The organism is uncultured Methylophaga sp. (assembly GCF_947259025.1).
Taxonomy (GTDB): Bacteria; Pseudomonadota; Gammaproteobacteria; order Nitrosococcales; family Methylophagaceae; genus Methylophaga.
Genome location: NZ_CAMYKO010000001.1, coordinates 159,928 through 179,290, shown reverse-complemented (window position 1 = coordinate 179,290; position 19,363 = coordinate 159,928). Strand labels below are relative to the sequence as shown.

Below are 19,363 nucleotides of genomic sequence, written 5' to 3'. Positions count from 1 at the left end.
AAAAAACCTCCGTGTCCTCTGTGCCTCTGTGGTTAGTATCTGAACACCGGAAACAAAAAAGCCCCGCCAGTAAAACTGACGGGGCTTTGATGTTCGTGGTGGCTCGACCTGGAATCGAACCAGGGACACAGGGATTTTCAATCCCTTGCTCTACCAACTGAGCTATCGAGCCGATAAGGCTGCGTATTAAACCCTTTTGGCAGGTGCCGTGTCAAGGGAAATGCAGGATTAATTGTGGCTGAACTTGTCGCGGCCATGAGGTCATGCTCTAATGACCGATGATTTTGTCCCATATAAGCAGTGAATAAGATGGCGTCAGATAAAAGAATTTCCTGGTGGCTAACGCTGGCCATACTGATAATAATCGCTGTGGCTGTGCCACTGGTCACAGATAAGTCCTGGCCACTTATGGTGGATAACGCTATCGACAGCTACATGGAGGCGGCAGAAAAAGCGTCGGATGACGATGACGACGATGATGATGAAGCGTCGGAGCAGGTCGCCTCTCGATTAGTGACGCTTGATGATGAGGTCGTCAATGCCGCAGGCATCCAGACCCTCAGCCTGCAACCGGACACTTATTTCCCTGAATCCAGAGCCTATGCCCGCATCATTGATGTCCGTGAACTGATCCAGTGGCGCTCAAAGCTGAAGCAATTGTCACTGGCGCTGGAACTGGCGCGTTCGGATGAGCGAGCCCAGTATGAAGAGTTTCAGCGACTGAAAAAGCTGGCAGCCAGCACGGGTAGCATTGCTAATAAGAAAGTGGTCTATGCCGAGTCCGGCTGGCGACAGGCTCAACTCAAGCAGGAATCGGCCCAATTAGCGTTAGATGATGCCAGAACCGAAGTCAGCCAGGGCTGGGGCCCGGTCATTGCCGACTGGCTGAGCAACGAGGATTCTAAAGCCTACCAGCGCCTGGTCAGTCGCCAGGAGACGTTGATTCAGATCACCTTGCCAGTGTCATTAAGCCTGCCCACCGATGTAAACGTTATCCAGGTCTCACGTCAGGGCAACCGGGACACGGCCAGAAAAGCCTACTTCGTGTCACCGGCCTATATCTCCAGTCATGCGGCGCAGGGGGAGACCTATTATTTCCGTATGGACACCGGCAGATTGCGGCTGGGCATGCGCCTGCATGCCTGGATCCCGCAAAATGAAGAAGGTTTAAACGGCTTTTTCATTCCCGAGCGCGCGATTGTCTGGGTTGACGGCAAGCCCTGGACTTATATTCAACAGGCTGATGACAACTACCGCAGAAAACCGCTGGAACAGGGGCAAGCGATAACCGGCGGGATCTTTATCCAGTCTCAGTTTGAAGCTGGAGACAAACTGATAGTTGCGGGTTCTCAGATGTTGCTATCGGAAGAGTTCAGCTGGCAAATCATGGATGAAGATGATGATTGATAGCCCGGCGTTTCTGAATCATTCAGCGACTGTTGTTCTGCCTGAGTTCTCAACTGTTGAGGTGATCAATGCTGTCTAAGCTGGTCGCCTTCTCGGTTCGCTTTCGCGGGGTCGTGGTGGCGCTGGCCATGCTCATGCTCGGTTATGGCGCCTATAAGCTCTCCAATGCCAGTCTGGATATCTTCCCGGAATTTGCCCCCAAGCAGGTCATTATCCAAACCGAAGCCCAGGGTCTGACTGCCGAGCAGGTCGAGATCCTGGTCACCCAGCCGCTGGAAAATGCACTGCGCGGGCTGGTGGGGCTGGAATCTGTGCGTTCACAGTCTATTCCCAGCTTGTCTGTATTGATTCTGACCTTTAAGGACAGCACCGATATTTACCTGGACCGGCAATTGGTCTCCGAGCGGCTGCTGGGGCTCAAGGATCAATTACCTGTTGGTGTGGAAACGCCGTTAATGGTGCCACTGGAATCCTCTTCCGGGACAGTGATGACTATTGGTCTGACCTCAGACAGTCACGACCTGATGCAACTCCGCTCTTTAGTCGACTGGACGCTGTCACCCCGCTTGCTCAGTGTCGAAGGGGTCGCGGATATCAATGTCTTTGGCGGCCACGAGCGCCAACTGCAAATCCAGATTGATCCCAACAAACTGGCACAGTTTGATCTCTCAGTCGAAGAGGTGACGGCTGCAGCCCGGCAGGCAACCGGCATTCAGGGCACGGGCTTTATTGAAAACCCCAACCAGCGTATGGCATTGCAGGTCACCGGACAGCCGCTTAATGCCGAACAACTGGCCAAGGTGGTGATTCGCAAGACCGGCGTGGATATTCTGCACCTTGGGGATGTGGCCACGGTCAAAACCGCGCCGGCACCGACTATCGGCGGCGCTGCGGTGGGCACAGTGCCCGGCGTAGTGTTGATGGTTATCGGTCAGTATGATGCCGAGACCCTGGCTGTAACCGAAGGCATTGAAGCTGCGCTGGCCGAGTTTAAACCGGGGTTTGAAGCCGAAGGCATCACCTTGCACGACGATCTGTTCCGGCCTGCTAATTATATAGAGAGCTCGCTGCACAATATCCGTGAACACCTGTTTGTGGGTGGTGGTCTGGTGATGCTGGTACTGGTGCTGTTTCTGTTCAACCTGCGTACTGCCATTATCTCGCTGACGGCGATTCCACTGTCGATCATGGCAGCGCTGATTGTACTGCTGGAGCTGGGCATCAACATCAATATCATGGTCCTGGGCGGGTTGGCGATAGCGCTGGGTGAAGTGGTGGATGATGCCATCATCGATACTGAAAATATTTTCAGGCGATTGCGCCAGAATGCCGCCTTGCCAGCACCGCGCCCCACTATGGAAGTGGTCTACCAGGCTTCCATGGAGGTCAGAAGTTCGGTGGTGTATGCCAGCTTTATTGTGATGCTGGTCTTTGTGCCGCTGTTGACCCTGAGCGGGGTGGCCGGACGCATGTTCGAACCGCTGGGTGAAGCCTATATCCTGTCGATTTTTGCTTCCCTGCTGGTGGCGCTGACTGTCACCCCGGCACTGTGTCATCTGTTGCTGACCCATAAAGGGGATATCAGTGACCGTGAGCCGCCGGTGGTCCGGTGGCTCAAGCCGCTATACGCCAAATCACTGCGCGCCATCAGCCGTGCGCCCGGCCTGACGGTATCTGGCGTATTACTTTTGTGTTTGACTGGTATCGGCATCCTGCCGCTGCTCGGCGGCAGTTTCCTGCCCGAACTGCGTGAGGGTCACTACATCATTCACACCTCCAGTATTCCCGGCACTTCTATTGGTGAGTCTTTACGCATCGGCGGCGAAATAGAAAAACGGGTGGCGGCGATCCCCGGGGTTCGCTCGACTTCGCAATGGGCGGGCCGTGCCGAGCGTGGGGCGGATACCTTTGGCACTCATTACAGTGAATATGAAGTGGATCTGGAACCGATGGACGGCACATCCCAGCAGCGGGTCCTGGACGAGATCCGCGATATTCTGGAAGCGTTTCCCGGCATTAATTCCGAAGTGAACTCCTTCCTGACTGAACGCATTGATGAAACGATTTCCGGTTATACCTCGCCGGTGGTGGTTAATGTTTATGGTCAGGATCTGGACGCGCTGGATCAAAAAGCTCGCGAAATTGCGCAGGTCATGCAAGAGATCGACGGCGCCACGGATATTCAATTACGGGCACCACCCAGTGAGCCACAACTGGAAATTCGGCTGGATTTGGATCGATTAGCTTTCTGGGGACTCAGCCCCAAACAGGTGATGGATACGCTGAAAACGGCTTATGACGGCACCACAGTGGGTCAGGTTCAGCAGGGTAACCAGATCTACGATGTGGTGGTGGTGGTACCTGAGAACTTGCGCCAGCAAATGCGACATGTGCGGGAGCTGCCGATCCGGGCGGCAGATGGTTTTATGCTGAGCTTGCAGGATATTGCCACGGTAGAGCAGGTGTCCGGGCGCCACGCAATCCTGCATCGTGATGCCCAGCGGCTGCAGACCGTGACCTGTAATGTCAGCGGGCGTGATTTAACCTCGTTTTTTGATGAACTGAGGCAACGGGTTCGGGATGAGGTTTCCTTCAGTGCTGATATTTACCCTGAATTTACCGGTGCGGCGATAGCCCAAGCTCAGTCACGTGAGGATTTGATTGTGCACTCCAGCCTGGCTGGCATTGCCGTGTTGTTACTGCTTTATCTGGCTTTACGCAGTCTGCGTAATATGGCGCTGGTGTTGATTAACCTGCCGTTTTCACTGGTGGGCGGGGTGATTGCGGTGCTGATGACAAATGGTGTGCTATCGATAGGCTCGATGGTGGGCTTTGTCACGCTTTTTGGCATCACTTTGCGCAACTCGATCATGCTGGTCTCGCATTACCAGTACCTGGTCGCAGAAGAAGGCGCCCGCTGGGACCTGGAGACAGCGATTCGTGGCGCGCAGGAGCGGTTGCCTTCGATTCTGATCACGGCGCTGGTGACCGCGCTGGCTATGCTGCCGATTGCGGTTAATTCGGACAATCCCGGTCGTGAGATCATGGGGCCGATGGCCAGTATCATTATTGGCGGCCTGGTGTCTTCGACCATTCTCAACCTGCTGGTTTTGCCGAGCGTGATGCTGCGCTTTGGGAAATTTGAGAAAAGGGAAGAGTCTGGCCTCGTGGAAAAAAGCTTCAAAGGCTGATTTTTTGGCCAGTTCTGACATTACGTCCGGCCGTTTGAATCAAATAAATGGTTTCTGTGCTTGATAAGCCAACCTTATCAATCCAGCGGCATCAGGAAGGCAAGGGCAATAATGCCTGCCACAAGCAGCAACAGTAACAAGTCCAGCATCAGGGTTGAATGGCGAAGCTCTGGGCGCGCTCATTGCGTTGATCGGCGAAAAACAGATAGATTTTTTTGAGCTCATCCGGACTGAAATGAATCAGGATCAATTGCTGGCCGGGATGAATCAGGTCGGGGTTATGACCCATGGCACGGGTGGTGAAGTTGTAGATGTAGCTTGTCTCCACCTTGTTATTGAGGACTTTTCCCAGAAATGAACTGAGTCCGGTCGGCAGCGGTTCGTCAGCGTCAGCAGGGATGGTTACCCGCACCATGTTTTTGTTGGGGGCAATGCCTTCCAGTGTCAGCCCTTGGCGGAAACGCTGAATCAGGCCGCTCTGAATAATCCCCCATAAACCCTGACGGTCGCGCTCTGTGACCCTGTGCAGGTAAAACAGCGCGTTATCGGGTAATTCACCGCTTTGTACTATTTCTTTAACTGATAGTTCTTCAACCCCGCGGTTAATGGTGGCCGTGACTTGCTGTGAAGGCTCAATGCCAGACTCTGCCAGCTCACCAGCAGTAGTCTGCCGGGTACGCTCGGTTTCAGTGATAACGGTGACCGCTGCTGATTTATCCAGACTTTTATCATTCATCAAATCAGCCAATGGTGCCTGACGACGGCTGCCATCCTCCTGCTCCAGGGTGATAACTTCGGTTTTGTCTTCAGTTGTCGCATCCAAATCGTCCAGCGTGGTCGTCTGTTTTTGGGTTTCAGTGTATTGCAATGTCAGCGGGGTGTCGGCTTCCAGGCTTTTGTCCTCCATCAGCTCGCCAATCGTGGTATCGCGCTGTTCCAGCTTGGGAATAGCAATCGTACCGTCATGTCGAACAAACTCACCCTGTTGCTCGGTAATGGTAACGGTTTTCTCTTCACTGGGTTCAGGAGCCAGATTGTCAACAAAAGTAGAGGCTTCTTCCTCCATCACCTGTTGCTGCTCAGGGGCGATGTCGATGGTTTCTTCGGTAATCACATCCTGACCGGCTTCCTCGATTTCAATCGGTGGCGTCACCGTGTGTTCCGTGCGTGAGGGTTGCAGATCGGCGAACAACAGATAGCCAAGTATGACCAGCACGATCAGAGCCAGAACGGCTGGAATGAGAGAGGGAGTAGGTCGGGCTGACTTGGCCATATCGGTTCGCTTAAGCAAAGAAAATTTAGTTCGAGAATAAGCCAGTCAATGTCGCCGGATCAAGTTTCTGCCTCCAGCTCGCGTCTTGAGCGGGCTCGACCTGGATTTGTGCCAGTATGTCACGTGCCTGTTGCTGGGACAGGATAGGAGACTTTGGCAACAGCGCCTGAAGCGTCTGGCTGAGCGCTGCTTCATCATCACCATTGACTTCAAGACATTCGACAACGGCCGAGGTCAACTGTTGCAGATCCACCTGTGATAGCAGGTAGGGAATACGTTTGATGGCAGCCTGTTCGGCTCTGATGTCATAGACCATTGCCATTTGTTCCAGTAACTGACGGTGTTGATCCAGCAAAGCCAGTTGTTGGCTGCTCAGCGTCAGTGGGGTGGGAACCAGGATTGGCCGTGAAGCCAGCCTGTTTTCGGCAATGGCCTGCTGCAGTTGTTGTTGGCGCAGTTGATAATCAGCTAGTTGTAAATCGATCAGTGCCGGTTCCGGCTCGGTGATCAGGGCAAAGCGCTGGTGCAGCACTAACAATGCGTCGGTGCTGTGCTGAGTTTTATTGAGGGGGGTAGCTGCTAAAGACGGTTTTGCCCCATGGTCTCGATAAACCGGCTGAGCATCCCTGACTTCAGTGGGTTGAGTTGTTGCCAGTGGTAACTCGGTCTGTGTCTGGGGGGATGTGCCAGTGTCATCCAGCGCTTCTTCAACAGCGCGGGTAATCAGGCCATGCACCAACCGGGCATCACGGAAGCGCACTTCATGCTTGGTGGGATGGACATTGACATCAACCCGATCCAGCGGCAGTTCCAGATACAACACATATGCCGGCTGTCTTCCTGCCGGCAACGCATCACCGTACGCCTGACGGATAGCGTGATTGATAATCCGGTCACGAATCACCCGGCCATTGATAAAGAAATACTGCACATCGGTCTGTGCCCGGTGTGCGGAGCGTTTGCCGACCCAGCCATGCAGTCTGATGGCATCAAATTGCTGTTCAAAATAACGGGCATCACGGACAAAGCCTAGCCCACAGATTTTGCCGATACGACGGGCATACTCGGCAGGCTCAGTGATGGCGGGCAGGCGATTTTTCTGGTCACCGAAACGCACAGCAAAGCCGATATCGAAGCGACTTAATGCCAGCCGGTTAAAACAGGTCTGCAAGTGATGCAGCTCGGTTTTGTCACTACGCAGAAAGTGGCGGCGGGCAGGCAGGTTGAAAAACAGTTCGGCAACGCTGATGCTGGTGCCATCCGGATGGGCGGCCGGTTCAACCGCCTGGTCATCACCACTGAGCTGCCAGGCGCAGTCCTGATCGGTCTGTTTCGACACCAGCGTTAGCCGTGAGACCGAGGCAATACTGGGCAGTGCCTCACCGCGAAAACCCAGACTGTTGATGTGGCTGAGTTGTTCTTTACTGTCCAGCTTGCTGGTGGCATGGCGGCTGAGCGCCAGCGGCAAGTCCTGCGGGTGAATGCCGCTGCCATTATCCGTGACCTTGATCAGCTGACTGCCGGCCCCTTCTATCTGAATATCAATCTGCGTGGCCCCGGCATCAATACTGTTTTCCACCAGTTCCTTGAGCACCGAGGCCGGCCGCTCAACCACCTCACCGGCGGCGATCTGGTTGGCCAGTTGCAGGGGCAGGGCATGGATACGTTTAGTCATGCTGCAAGTTTAGCAGTAACTTGGAATATGGACAGTTTGGAGCATTTTTTAGCCACAGAGGCACAGAGGACACAGAGAAATTTTCACCAAAAATACCCACAGCGTTTTGTGAGTGTTCACTCTTGTTAAAAATCACAGCTATAAACGGGGTGAGACCATCAGGACTGATGCTACACCAGACAAATGCCAAGATAACCGTCATTGCGAGGAGCGGCAGAGACGCGGCAATCCAGCCCGGTCAAAAAAAGGAACCATAAAGAACTGAACAAATCATGAAGAAAAACGCTGTGACCTCTGTGCCTCTGTGGTGTATGAAATCAGCCACTGAGGTCTAGGGGATTTTCAGTACATCACCGATATGCAACGTGGTGTTCGACAAGCCGTTCACGCTGCGGATATCAGCCATGCTGACCTGATAGCGCTGGGCAATCATGCTCAGGGTATCGCCGGCACTGACAATGTGCTGTTGCGGCACACTTGTACCCGGCAGCGGGTTACGCTGGAAATAATTACGAATGCCGACCATCATCGCATGGGCCAGTTTGCTCTGGTGCGCAGAGGTGCGCAGTCTTTTTTCCTCATCTGGGTTGGAGATAAACGCCGTTTCTACCAGGACCGAGGGAATATCGGGTGATTTCAACACCACAAAAGCAGCGGATTCGACCTGTTTTTTATGTACATGGCCGACCCGTTTAAGGCCGGAAAGCACGGTATTGGCAACTTCCAGACTGGCTTCCAGGCTGGCAGTCTGCGACAGATCCAGTAACACCGAGGCCAGCAGGTCATCTTTGTCTTCCAGACTGATGCCCCCGGCCAGATCGGCGGCGTTTTCGCGGTCAGCCAGGATTTGCGCTGCTTCACTACTGGCGCCACGTTCGGATAGTACATAGACCGAAGACCCTCGGGCACTGCGTTTGTGGAAAGCGTCCGCATGAATGGAAATAAACATATCCGCGCCGTTTTCATGGGCGCGGCGAATGCGCTGGCGCAGGCTGATAAAGACGTCCTTATCGCGGGTCAGGTAAGAGCGCATACCCGGCTCCTGATCAACCAGCTTGGCCAGTCGTTTTGCCACTGACAGCACAATATCTTTTTCCTGAGTGCCGCGCGGACCGATAGCACCGGGATCCTGGCCGCCGTGGCCCGGGTCAATCGCAATCACGATATCCCGACGTGGCAGCACCTTGTTTTGCTTCACCTCGCTGGCCTTGGCTTGCTGTTGCTGGGCCGGCGTCTGCTTAGTTTCCTGCTTTTGTTCCTGTTTGGCGGCGATTAATGCCTGCTTTTCCTGGCTGGCGGTGTAGTCCAGGTCCACAACCAGCCGGTGCGGGTAGCCCTGATTGGGCCTCAGTGTCTGGGTTTGGTATTCCACTTTATGTGCCAGATCCAGCACGATCCGCAGCGTTTGACGGTCATAGGCGGCATAACGGACAGACTTAACCGGCGTATTAATGAGCGAGGGAATAATCAGCTTGTCGTGCTGGGTGAAGTCTTTCAGATCGATGACCAGACGGTGCGGGTTTTCCAGCGTAAATGTGTTGTAGCGGGCATTGGCATCCAGATCGAATACCAGACGGGCGCTGGTATCATCATGTGACACACGAATGCCCTGAACGGAATCCGACCAGGCCAGGTCACTGGTTAGCAAAAGAAAAATACTCAGCAGGAAACGGAGCATCTGATCATCCTTAAATCGACTTGATTGATATTTTGTCGATGCCGTAGTTAAAAATCAAGTTTTCTTTTTAAATAAGCAAGATAGCGTCAAAACTTGAACTAATTGTGAAGTTTTCCGCAAATCTGTTTGCCCCGTTCTGTTAAGGGCACGATCTCGGCTTGACGGGCCTGTTTTTGATAACTGAGCCGAATCACAAGGTCTGCTTCTGGTAAATACTCACTACCGCGTTGCGGCCACTCAATCAGGCAGATGGCATTATCGCAAAGGTAATCATCGAGCCCCAGAAACTCGAGTTCACCCGGATCACTGACGCGGTATAGATCAAAATGATAAAGCGGCCTCTGCTGAAGTTGATAATGCTCTACCAGCGTGTAGGTCGGACTTTTGACCTTGCCCTCATGCCCCAATGCACGCAGAAACCCGCGTGTCAGCGTGGTTTTACCGGCGCCCAGTTCTCCCTCCAGGTGAAGCTGAATCAGCGCATCGGGACAGGCCTTTGCCAGTTCCGCCCCCAGAGCCAGTGTGGCTTGTTCATCTGCCAGAAATCGTTGCAAAACAGTCCTGCTTATTCATATCGAAGATTGACCAGTTGCCGCAGGTGCGGCATTAAATCCATCGCGAGCATACCACGTTCGCCGTCCTGTTCGGCAGCTTTGTCAGCCGCCATACCATGCAGCATAACGCCGGCGCAGGCTGCCTGAATGGGACTGAAATGCTGTGCCAGCAGGCCGCCGATGATGCCGGACAATGCATCGCCCATGCCGCCACTGGCCATGCCCGGATTACCCCTGTCTGACAAGTGAATCAATGGCTGGCCATCCGCAATCAGGGTGCCGGCGCCTTTGAGTACCACTACGCCCCCATAGCGGGTCTGTATGGCATTGACCGCACGCAGGCGGTCAGTCTGAACCTCGGCAGTGCTGCAGCCGAGCAGCCGGGCGGCTTCACCGGGATGTGGTGTCAGCACCCAGTTATCGCGCTGATGCGGGTTATGGCTGAGCAGATTGAGGCCATCAGCATCAAGCACAATGGGTAAATCGCTATCCAGCGCTTTATCAAACAGGCGCTGACTCCAGCGGCTTTGGCCCAATCCCGGTCCCAGTACCAGCGCACTGGCTTTTTTCAGTAAAGGCTTTAGCGCATCAGCATCCTCTACCCCGTGAGACATCAGTTCAGGCCGGGCCAGATTAAGGATTGTGCTGTGTGCACTGCGCGTCGCCACACTGTTGAGCCCCGCGCCAACCCGGGCGCCGGCCTCGGCAGCAATGCGCACAGCACCGGACATGCCTAGATCGCCACCGATCATCAGTAGATGGCCGAAATGGCCTTTGTGGGCATTTCGCTGACGTGGGCCCAGTAAAGCTATGAAGTCATCCAGATCTATCCGCCGGGCGGTGGGAGTGAAGCTTTGATAGACCGATGCCGGGACTTGTAGCGATTCAAAATAGACCTCGCCGCTGTAAGCGGGGCCGTCGCCAGTGAACAAACCAGTATTGAGTCCGATAAAACTGAGGGTGGCTGAGGCTTGTACCGCTACGCCCATTTTATTGCCGGTATTGGCATCAATGCCCGACGCAATATCCAGTGACAGCACCGGCGTATCAGTCTGTTGATTTAAAGCGGCGATGGCATCGGCATAAAGACCGGCCACCTGACGATCCAGGCCGGTACCAAACAGTCCGTCAACCAGCACATCAGCCCCGGGCAGCGATCCTGTAAAAGGCTGAATATGATCTCCCAGTGCCTGCAGCGCCTCACGGGCAGCGCGGGTTTCATCGCTCATTTTGTCAGCCTTGCCGAGTTCAAACAGGCTTACCTGGTAGTCTTCCAGCAGCGCCTGGCGGGCCAGTTCATAGCCATCCCCGCCATTGTTGCCGCCGCCGCAGACCACCACAAGCTTCCTCGCCTGTGGCCATAGTTGCTTGAGTAATGCCAGCGCAGACGCCCCGGCATTTGCCATGAGCCGGGCACCGGGGATATGGTGCTGTTCAATAACGGTTCGGTCAATTTCACGGGTTTGTGCGGCGCTGTAAAGTTCATGGGGCAGGTGGCGCATAGAGCTAATCCCGGATCAGAGTGGATACCGCTTTATAATAACGTGCATGACAGAAAATAAAACAGCCATCGCGGAGCAGGATTTACTGTCGCGCATGCAGCGCTGGGCCCGATCTTTCGGGTTTCAGGCGCTGGGTGTGAGCGATATCGATCTGTCTGATGCCGAGCGCCATCTGCAGGACTGGCTGGCAAAAGGTTTCCATGGGGAGATGAGCTTCATGGAAAAGCACGGCAGCAAAAGAACGCGTCCCGAACAGTTGATCGAGGGAACGCTACGGGTCATCAGCGTTCGAATGGACTACTGGCCGGGCGAAGCCGCCGAACCCTGGAAAGTGATGGCGGATGGCGACAAGGCTTTTATATCGCGGTATGCACTGGGCCGTGACTATCACAAACTGATGCGTAAACGCCTGGCCAAGCTGGCCGCTAAAATTGAACGTGAAATCGGGCCCATGGGCTACCGGGTGTTTACCGACAGTGCCCCGGTGATGGAAAAAGCGATTGCCGAAAAAGCCGGCATTGGCTGGATTGGCAAACACAGCAACGTGCTGAACCGGGATCACGGCTCCTATTTTTTCCTGGGGGAAATCTACACCGATCTGCCATTGCCCCTGACCGATTCAACCACGGCCCATTGTGGCAGTTGCACAGCCTGCCTCGATGTTTGCCCGACACAGGCGATCGTGGCGCCATATCAGGTCGATGCGCGGCGCTGTATATCCTATCTGACTATTGAATTGCGGGGTTCGATACCGGAAGAGTTCCGGCCTTTGATGGGGAACCGCATCTATGGCTGTGATGATTGCCAGTTGATTTGTCCGTGGAATAAATATGCGCAATCCACAGTCGAACCCGACTATCTGCCCCGCGAGGGGCTGGATGCACCGCAACTGTTGGATTTATTTAACTGGACCGAGCAGGACTTTCTGCAGAAGCTGGAAGGCAGCCCGATACGACGCATTGGCTATGAATGCTGGCTGCGTAATATTGCGGTGGCGCTGGGTAATGCCGACAGCTCGACAGCGGTGGTGAGTGCGTTAAAACAGAGACAGGATCACCCATCAGCGCTGGTTCGTGAGCACGTCAACTGGGCGCTGAAACAGCACGGTCTGTCATAAAGCTGTCATCGGTAAGCGGTACGCTCGCAGGTTGCTTTTACTCAGCTTACCGGCGAATTTATGAAACTGTCCCATGTGTCGCGCGCACTGACCCTGGCTATTGTCGCGCTATTAATCATTTCCTCAGTGATAGGTGTCTGGGGCTGGCGCCAGCTTGATAAACCCTACCAGATTGCCGAGTCATTTCAGCAATACCGCAACACCTTTGATATTGAAGTCAGAAACCTGCTCGAACGCTACCTGGCATCAGGCAATGCCGATTTGCTGCAGCAGGCTGAGACCCGCTTGAATGGCTTGCGGGAGCAATCCATTGACTGGCTCAGCGAGCAGGATAATCAGCAAATAGACAGCGCCATAGTGAAGCTGCAGGAGCAGGTGCAGCAGGTTCGTGCTGCCGGCAAGCTGGCGGCAAATCCGCAGGCTTTGCTGATTAACAATGAGCGCGAACGGGCCGGAGATATCGGCATGCTGGTCGATTATGCTAAACAGGCCGGCTTCCAGTTCAGTGAGGAGCAGACGGTGTTTCTGGCCACGCTGGCCGAAATGGGGCAAAGCCTCAATAGCCTGTCGCAGCAACGCCAGGCCTATTTTGAACAGCAGAGCGAAGGCCAGCAGCAGGCTTTACTGAGCGAGAATAAACAGTTCGGCGAACTGGTTTCTACGCTGGAGTCCATGCCGCGCTTTGAAATTTATACCGAGGTCAATCAGGAAGCGCTGATCCCGGAGGAGCCCGACGAAATCGGTGAGTTGAGTATCTCCTCGCTGCAGACTCTGACCCGCCGCTATGAAAAAGAGATCGCTAACACCGTCGAATTACAGCAACAGGTCAATGCCAGCCGTCAGTCGCTGAACCAGCAAATTCTGGTCCTGCAGTCAGTGCTGGATAATGCTCAGCAGCAAATCAGCGGTATCAAGGCCGATATTACCCGCCAGGTTCGCTGGGCCATGCTGGTCGCCTTGTTATTCATCGTGATTGCCGTGGCCGCACAGGGATTAATGCAAAAACAAACCCTTACCTTTTTGCTGCAGACCGAGCGTTTTTTCCGCGCCATGCTCAAAGGTGATTACCGTCAGCCGATGGCCACGACCACGCGTTTCGCCGAACCCCGCTCGGTCGCCGAGTCGGCCAATCATTTACAGGCTTATCTGGCTGAGCTTATCGCCAAGCTGGAAACGCAGGCGGAAACAGTGACCGGTGCCAGTGAATCCCTGCAAGCCGTGTCCGCTTCAACGTCGGAACTGACCCGCCAGCAAAATGCTGCCACCGACCAGGTCGCGACGGCGGTGACCGAGTTGTCGTATTCCTTTAAGGAAGTGGCGGACAATGCCAGTCAGGCGGCTTTGTCAGCCAGCCAGGCGAATGAATCAACACTGACGGCCCGAGCCACGCTCAAGCAGGCGACGCAGGCCAGCGATAAACTGGCTGCCGATTTGCTGGATGTGGAAACGGTGATGGGGCGACTGGAACAGAATGGTCATAATATCCGGGCGGTGCTGGAAGTGATTCAGGGTGTTGCCGAGCAAACCAATTTACTGGCCCTGAATGCGGCGATAGAGGCAGCCCGTGCCGGTGAGCACGGCCGTGGTTTTGCCGTCGTTGCCGATGAAGTCAGGCAACTGGCTTCGAGGACGACGCAGTCCACCGAGGAAATTCGCGTGATTATTGAGCAACTGACCGAGTCGGGATCTGAAGCAACAGCCATTGTCTCGCGCCAGAGCCAGGCTGCGGCAGATTGTGCCAAACAGACCACCGAAGCCAGTTCAGCTATGGAGCCGGTGGTGTCAGCCATGGATAATATCAACCAGATCAATGCCGCGATTGCTACGGCCACCCAGCAGCAAACGACTACCGTCGATGAGATTGCCCGCACCACCGAGCAAATCAAAACTGACTCGGAGCAGGTGGACCAGCATGTTGCTGACATCAACCAGGCTGGTCTCAGCCTGACCCGGATCAGTCAGACACTGGCCCAACTAGTGCGGCAATTAAAGCAAGCCGACTAGTCCTTTTTAAGGTCAGCAAAAGTATCAATGGCCCGTTTTCTGGCCATTTTGTAGTCCACCACCGGCAGTGGATAGTCCAGATCCTGGCGGGTTTCATCGTCAGGATCATGGATTTTTTTGCCTTTGAGCGATGACAATTCCGGCACAAAACGGCGGATAAACTCGCCGTCGGGATCAAAACGCTCGGACTGGCGGGTGGGGTTGAACACCCGGAAGTAGGGCGCAGCATCACAGCCGGTGGAAGCGCTCCATTGCCAGCCACCATTATTGGCACCGAATTCGCCATCCACCAGATGTTGCATAAAAAACTGCTCGCCCCGGCGCCAGTCAATCAACAGCAGCTTGGTCAGAAAGCTGGCCGTGATCATGCGCAGGCGATTATGCATCCAGCCGGTTTGCTTGAGTTGTCGCATCGCCGCATCAACGATAGGGAAGCCGGTGCGGCCTTCGCACCAGGCCTGAAAGCCCGCTTCATCATCACGCCAGACCACCTGCTCGGTTTCCGGCTTGAATGGTTTATCCATGCTCAGTCGCGGGAAATGCAGCATTAATTGGCGGTAAAAGTCGCGCCAGGCCAGTTCCCGCAGCCAGTCATTGTCCTGCCAGTGCAGATCCTGCTGCAAACAGTGATACTGAATACTGTGCAGCAGACGACGCGGGCCGAGTCGGCCAATGCTCAGGTAGGGCGACAGGGTACTGGTTGCCGGTTGCGCCGGAAAATCACGGTCATCAGGGTAGGCCTTAAGACGTTTTTCGCAGAAGCGGCTGAGCTTATCCAGCACGGCCTCCTCTTCAGCAGGCCACAGATCATCGCGGTAGTCGCCGGCCCAGTCGGGAATATCAAATTCAAATGTCAGCTTCTTGCCCTGCTTTTCCGGTGCCGGATAGGGGGGCTGTTGTAGATCCTGCAGGATTTGCAGCCAGCGGCGGTAATAAGGGGTAAAGACTTTAAAGGCCTCATCCTGCTGGGTTAATACCGGGGCCGATACCAGCAGATCCGGGGCCAGGGCATGGGTTTCCAGACCTTCCTGTTGCAACAATTCGCACACCGCCTGATCCCGCCGGCGCTCATCCAGTGGTGTTTCCTGGTTGAACCAGAGTGCGGTATAGCCCTGTTGTCGGCACAGTGTTTCCAGTTTGCCGGGCACATCGCTGAAAAAGTCGGCCTCGACAAGATGCAAATCGATGCCTTTTTGCGCCAGTTGTGCGCTGATATCTTTCAGGCTGGCTGCTTTGAGGCCCAGTTTGGCAGGCGAGTCATCATGCTGTTGCCATTGACCGGGGCTGGCGACAAACACCACCGCAATATCACCCTGTTGCTGGGCGAGGTTCAGCGCCGGGTTATCATCCAGTCTCAAATCATTGCGCAGCCAGACCAGTTGGGTGGCACTCATGTTTGCTCCTTGTTGTTTTTATCCAGGTTACGATACAGCCACACGCTGCGTTCCCGGATCTGCTGTTGCTCCTGTTCGCCCTTGTTGTACCAGTTACGCACCTGCATGCCCAGCCGTGGATTGCGCGACAGTCTGTCCTGATGCTTGTCGATAAAAGACCAGTAAAGTGTAGTGAAAGGACAGGCTTTCTCGCCGGCAGCCTGTTTGGGCTGGTACTGACAATGGCTGCAGTAGTTGGACATGCGGTTGATATAAGCACCACTGGCGATATAGGGCTTGGAGCCGACGATACCGCCATCAGCATACTGGCTCATGCCAATGGTGTTGGGGATTTCCACCCAGGCAACAGCATCCACGTACATGCCCAGGTACCAGCGGTGAATGGCTTGCGGTTTGACGCCCCAGAGTAGAGAAAACAGGCCGGTGACCATCAGTCGCTGGATGTGATGGCCATAACCGCTCTCCAGCACCTGTGACAGACTCTGTTGCATGCAGGTCATTGAGGTATCACCATCCCAGTAAAACCAGGGCAAATCCTGGTCAGCATCCAAAGCATTGTAATCGAGCCAGTTGTCACGATAACTCCAGTAGAGCCCGCGCACGTACTCACGCCAGCCCAGGATCTGGCGGATAAACCCTTCCACGGCATTGAGCGGAGCCTGACCATCATGGTAAGCCCGTTCGGCAGCCTGAATGACTTCCATCGGCCCCAGCAGTTTCAGGTTGAGACTGGCTGACAGCCGCGCATGGTAAAGAAAAGGCTCATCCGTCCATATGGCATCCTGGAAGTCACCGAACAGCGGCAGACGCTGATGGATAAAGTCATCCAGTTGCTGCATGGCCTGCTCCCGTGTAACTGGCCAGTTAAAGCTGTCCAGCCGCCCCGGCAGATCGGGCAGATAACGTTCAATATCAGCGATGACCTGCTCGGTGAGTTTGTCAGGTTCGAAAATTACGTCTTCCGGCACGGCCTCAGGTCCGGCTTTGGCAAAACTCTTGCGGTTGTCCTTATCAAAATTCCACTGACCGCCTAAAGGTTCATCTTTTTCCATCAGAATCTGGTGTTCACGCCGTAAATGCCGGTACCAGTGTTCCATCCGCGGTTGTTTACGCTCGCCCAGCCAGTCGCTGAACTCACCGCGGCGGGCGATAAAATGATTATCGGGCAGCCAGGAGAGTCTCACCTGATGCTTTTTACAGCTTTGTTCAATTTCTTTGACTACCGCTACATCGCCGGGCAACACGCAGCGCAGCTCATCAACATCCTGTTTTTGAAAGCAGCGTTCAAGCGCATCAGCAAAGCGGCTGATGCCTTGGTCAATGCTGAAATAAATCAGCTTGTAACCGTCGGCTTTAATGTTGTCGGCAAAATGCCGCATGGCCGATAAGAACAAAGCCGTGCGTTGTTTGCTTGACGGTGTCTGCGTCGATTCTGCTTTGACTTCGGCCATCAGGAAAAGATCCTGACTGGCATCACAGTCCTGCCAGATCAGGCTTTCGGCATTGAGTTGATCGCCAAGGATAAGGTTGAGTCGCAAAGCCATCAGAAACCGGCAACAAGCAGTGATAGTGCGGCAATCATTGATAATTGACCACGCATTTTCAAAAAGTCCGGCTTGATATAAGGCCGTAACAGCAGCCATTCGTATAGCCACAGCGCGACGAAGGACAGGGCAGCCAGCCACAGCCAGTTATAAGCGGGCATCAACAACCACACCCAGGCCCACAACATGCAACTGACAGAAACCAGACTGACATGGGCAGGTAAAGCCCTCAGCAGGCTGTGTCCCCACAGTATGCCGCCCAGAAAACTGAAAATCAGCGCCGCATAGCTGAGCAAAAACGGCGTGGCATGATCGATATTGAACAGGCTTGCCAGCGCCAGCAGTACGAAAGGAATCAGGCCGCCGTAGCCAAGATATCGATGCTGTGAGCTCATGACACAGACTCCCTATCAGTGGATGAAAAAGGTTTGATGCTGAGTCGCTGATGTTTTTGCCGGGTGGGCGTCAGCAGAAAACGCACCAGGATTTTGTAACTGTCCAGATCAAAAAATGGCGGGTTATGACGAAGCTCGGCCAGTATTTGATGACAGTCTTCCTGATCCCGTACTTGACCCAGATAACACCACTGGTCAATCAGGTGATAGTGGACGCCATCAAAATCTTCGCTCAGCGGATGTTCTTCCACCAGGACCGGTCCCGGCCACGGCCACTGTTCATTTTTCAGGCCCTGCAGCGCCAGTTGCAGGCGCAGATTGTAGTGGGCGGCATCTTCTTTGCCGCAACAGGCGCCTTTGCATTGACTAAGCTGATAGCCGAAACAGGCCCCGCGCTGGCGTTTTTCGATGCCACAGAGTTTCTGACAAAGCTGAAATTGCTGGGCCAGATCCAGCAGCTTTTTCTCCGCCTGTTTGCGGCTGCGAAACAGGCCGAAACGGGTGCTGATATCGGCCAGCGCCGTCATCTCGGTGGCCACGGTTTCCAGCTGGTGATAGCCCTGGTTGTCAGGTTTCAGAAGCAGTTGATAGAGCTTGCGGGTTTTGGTCTGACGCCGGTTGTAGCGCGGCGACAAGGTTTTGATTTCACTGTTTTCCAGCAACTGGGCACCAAAGTCAGACGGTGTCTGCTGGAATTCAATCTGGTGCAGTTGCTTGCTGATATCCAGCTCTTTGGCGCTCTGATGATCCTGACTGAAGTGGCTCAACACCCGTTCACGGATATTGACGGACTTGCCGATGTAAAGCAGGCCACCTTCACTGTCATAGAAACGGTATATGCCGGCAGCTTCGGGCAGGGCATCTATCTGCTGCTGGCTGATGTGACTGGGCAGGCTGGGACGTCTCAGTAACTCATTGCAGGCTGCTGTAATCTGCGCATCCGGTATGTTTTCGCTGATATAACGGAAAAAAGCCAGGATGACCTCGGTATCAGCCATGGCGCGATGGCGGTCATCAATAATGATCCCTAGTCTTTCGATAATACGATCCAGGCCATGACGTCGATACTGAGGAAAAAGCTTGCGGCTCAGCCTGACTGAGCACAGCGTTTTACTACTCAACTGCAGACCGCAGCGGGCAAAAGACTGTTTGAGAAAACTGAAGTCGAAGCGGGCATTGTGGGCAACAATCACCTTGCCCTGCAGGCGTGTGAACAGCGCATCAGCAATCTCATCAAAAGCAGGGGCGTTCTCCAGCATGCCCTGGTGGATACCGGTCAGCCGGGTGATCCAGGGCGGAATGGGAATCTGCGGATTGATCAGAGTTTGCCAGCGATCGACTACCTCGCCATTTTCAATCTCAATCAGGGCGATTTCGGTGAGTCGGTCACGGCTGGCGCGGCCGCCGGTAGTCTCGCAGTCGAGCAACACCATCTTGTCCGGAAAGGCAGACAAATCGCTCACTGCTGACTCGCATTGCGGCGACATCGCTGCGAGCAGTATTTCACCTGTGGCCAGTCACGCGCCCACTTTTTGCGCCAGTTGAAGGGGCGCTGACAAACTACACAGATTTTGCTGGGGAGATGACTTTTAGCGTGCACGATTTCACAAGTATCTTGAGATCTGCGCT

At 54.4% G+C, this 19,363-nt stretch carries 14 protein-coding genes and 1 tRNA gene; 4 read left to right on the top strand and 11 right to left on the bottom strand.

What is annotated here, in order from left to right; all coding sequences use genetic code 11:
• Positions 1 to 96 precede the first annotated feature (96 nt).
• Positions 97 to 172 (bottom strand) — tRNA-Phe (locus tag Q0X64_RS00870).
• 137 nt (positions 173 to 309) lie between these two features.
• On the opposite strand from Q0X64_RS00870, the gene Q0X64_RS00865 reads away from it, so the two are divergent.
• Positions 310 to 1,407, top strand: coding sequence for a hypothetical protein (locus tag Q0X64_RS00865; protein ID WP_297807729.1), 1,098 nt, complete (start codon positions 310 to 312; stop codon positions 1,405 to 1,407).
• A gap of 68 nt (positions 1,408 to 1,475) precedes the next feature.
• Positions 1,476 to 4,598 (top strand): efflux RND transporter permease subunit, encoded by a 3,123-nt coding sequence (locus tag Q0X64_RS00860; RefSeq protein WP_297807726.1) that lies wholly within the window; start codon positions 1,476 to 1,478, stop codon positions 4,596 to 4,598.
• A gap of 148 nt (positions 4,599 to 4,746) precedes the next feature.
• Here Q0X64_RS00860 and Q0X64_RS00855 read toward each other — a convergent pair whose 3' ends face one another.
• The 5 genes from Q0X64_RS00855 to Q0X64_RS00835 all read right to left on the bottom strand — a co-directional run bounded on the left by Q0X64_RS00855 (position 4,747) and on the right by Q0X64_RS00835 (position 11,280).
• Positions 4,747 to 5,871, bottom strand: a complete 1,125-nt coding sequence (locus Q0X64_RS00855; protein WP_297807723.1) for a hypothetical protein — start codon at positions 5,869 to 5,871, stop codon at positions 4,747 to 4,749.
• Positions 5,872 to 5,896: 25 nt separating this feature from the next.
• Positions 5,897 to 7,546 (bottom strand): DNA mismatch repair endonuclease MutL, encoded by a 1,650-nt coding sequence (gene mutL, locus Q0X64_RS00850; RefSeq protein WP_297807722.1) that lies wholly within the window; start codon positions 7,544 to 7,546, stop codon positions 5,897 to 5,899.
• A 331-nt stretch (positions 7,547 to 7,877) separates the two neighbouring features.
• Complete coding sequence (locus tag Q0X64_RS00845) at positions 7,878 to 9,224, bottom strand: N-acetylmuramoyl-L-alanine amidase (RefSeq protein WP_297807720.1); 1,347 nt, start codon at positions 9,222 to 9,224, stop codon at positions 7,878 to 7,880.
• Positions 9,225 to 9,322: 98 nt separating this feature from the next.
• Positions 9,323 to 9,778 carry a tRNA (adenosine(37)-N6)-threonylcarbamoyltransferase complex ATPase subunit type 1 TsaE gene (gene tsaE, locus Q0X64_RS00840; RefSeq protein WP_297807719.1) on the bottom strand — a complete coding sequence of 152 codons (456 nt, stop codon included), beginning with the start codon at positions 9,776 to 9,778 and terminating at the stop codon, positions 9,323 to 9,325.
• Between the two features lie 11 nt (positions 9,779 to 9,789).
• Positions 9,790 to 11,280 carry an NAD(P)H-hydrate dehydratase gene (locus Q0X64_RS00835; RefSeq protein WP_297807717.1) on the bottom strand — a complete coding sequence of 497 codons (1,491 nt, stop codon included), beginning with the start codon at positions 11,278 to 11,280 and terminating at the stop codon, positions 9,790 to 9,792.
• A gap of 46 nt (positions 11,281 to 11,326) precedes the next feature.
• On the opposite strand from Q0X64_RS00835, the gene queG reads away from it, so the two are divergent.
• Together queG and Q0X64_RS00825 are read left to right on the top strand one after the other, a co-directional pair.
• Entirely contained in the window at positions 11,327 to 12,397 is a 1,071-nt protein-coding gene (gene queG / locus Q0X64_RS00830; RefSeq protein ID WP_297807716.1) for a tRNA epoxyqueuosine(34) reductase QueG, read from the top strand.
• Positions 12,398 to 12,457: 60 nt separating this feature from the next.
• Positions 12,458 to 14,401, top strand: a complete 1,944-nt coding sequence (locus Q0X64_RS00825; protein WP_297807713.1) for a methyl-accepting chemotaxis protein — start codon at positions 12,458 to 12,460, stop codon at positions 14,399 to 14,401.
• On the opposite strand, the gene phrB is transcribed toward Q0X64_RS00825, so the two are convergent.
• From phrB to Q0X64_RS00800, 5 genes are read right to left on the bottom strand one after another with little or no spacing between them, the layout of a single operon-like run.
• Positions 14,398 to 15,795, bottom strand: coding sequence for a deoxyribodipyrimidine photo-lyase (phrB, locus tag Q0X64_RS00820; protein ID WP_297807711.1), 1,398 nt, complete (start codon positions 15,793 to 15,795; stop codon positions 14,398 to 14,400). The genes Q0X64_RS00825 and phrB overlap by 4 nt on opposite strands.
• Positions 15,792 to 17,339, bottom strand: coding sequence for a cryptochrome/photolyase family protein (locus Q0X64_RS00815; protein WP_297807708.1), 1,548 nt, complete (start codon positions 17,337 to 17,339; stop codon positions 15,792 to 15,794). Before Q0X64_RS00815 ends, phrB begins: the two co-directional genes overlap by 4 nt.
• Positions 17,339 to 17,734, bottom strand: a complete 396-nt coding sequence (locus Q0X64_RS00810; protein WP_297807705.1) for a DUF3429 domain-containing protein — start codon at positions 17,732 to 17,734, stop codon at positions 17,339 to 17,341. Before Q0X64_RS00810 ends, Q0X64_RS00815 begins: the two co-directional genes overlap by 1 nt.
• Positions 17,731 to 19,197: an exonuclease domain-containing protein gene (locus Q0X64_RS00805; protein ID WP_297807702.1), complete on the bottom strand. Its 1,467-nt coding sequence runs from the start codon at positions 19,195 to 19,197 to the stop codon at positions 17,731 to 17,733. The genes Q0X64_RS00810 and Q0X64_RS00805 overlap by 4 nt, the downstream gene beginning before the upstream one ends.
• Positions 19,194 to 19,337 (bottom strand): DUF2256 domain-containing protein, encoded by a 144-nt coding sequence (locus Q0X64_RS00800; RefSeq protein ID WP_297807883.1) that lies wholly within the window; start codon positions 19,335 to 19,337, stop codon positions 19,194 to 19,196. Before Q0X64_RS00800 ends, Q0X64_RS00805 begins: the two co-directional genes overlap by 4 nt.
• Positions 19,338 to 19,363: the final 26 nt, after the last annotated feature.

Excerpts from the sequence above, each read along its gene's own strand:
- Q0X64_RS00835 (WP_297807717.1), bottom strand. The coding sequence starts at position 11,280 with ATGCGCCACCTGCCCCATGAACTTTACAGCGCCGCACAAACCCGTGAA.
- Q0X64_RS00825 (WP_297807713.1), top strand. The coding sequence starts at position 12,458 with ATGAAACTGTCCCATGTGTCGCGCGCACTGACCCTGGCTATTGTCGCG.
- Q0X64_RS00860 (WP_297807726.1), top strand. The coding sequence starts at position 1,476 with ATGCTGTCTAAGCTGGTCGCCTTCTCGGTTCGCTTTCGCGGGGTCGTG.
- Q0X64_RS00855 (WP_297807723.1), bottom strand. The coding sequence starts at position 5,871 with ATGGCCAAGTCAGCCCGACCTACTCCCTCTCTCATTCCAGCCGTTCTG.
- Q0X64_RS00845 (WP_297807720.1), bottom strand. The coding sequence starts at position 9,224 with ATGCTCCGTTTCCTGCTGAGTATTTTTCTTTTGCTAACCAGTGACCTG.
- phrB (WP_297807711.1), bottom strand. The coding sequence starts at position 15,795 with ATGAGTGCCACCCAACTGGTCTGGCTGCGCAATGATTTGAGACTGGAT.
- Q0X64_RS00815 (WP_297807708.1), bottom strand. The coding sequence starts at position 17,339 with ATGGCTTTGCGACTCAACCTTATCCTTGGCGATCAACTCAATGCCGAA.
- queG (WP_297807716.1), top strand. The coding sequence starts at position 11,327 with ATGACAGAAAATAAAACAGCCATCGCGGAGCAGGATTTACTGTCGCGC.
- Q0X64_RS00865 (WP_297807729.1), top strand. The coding sequence starts at position 310 with ATGGCGTCAGATAAAAGAATTTCCTGGTGGCTAACGCTGGCCATACTG.
- mutL (WP_297807722.1), bottom strand. The coding sequence starts at position 7,546 with ATGACTAAACGTATCCATGCCCTGCCCCTGCAACTGGCCAACCAGATC.
- Q0X64_RS00810 (WP_297807705.1), bottom strand. The coding sequence starts at position 17,734 with ATGAGCTCACAGCATCGATATCTTGGCTACGGCGGCCTGATTCCTTTC.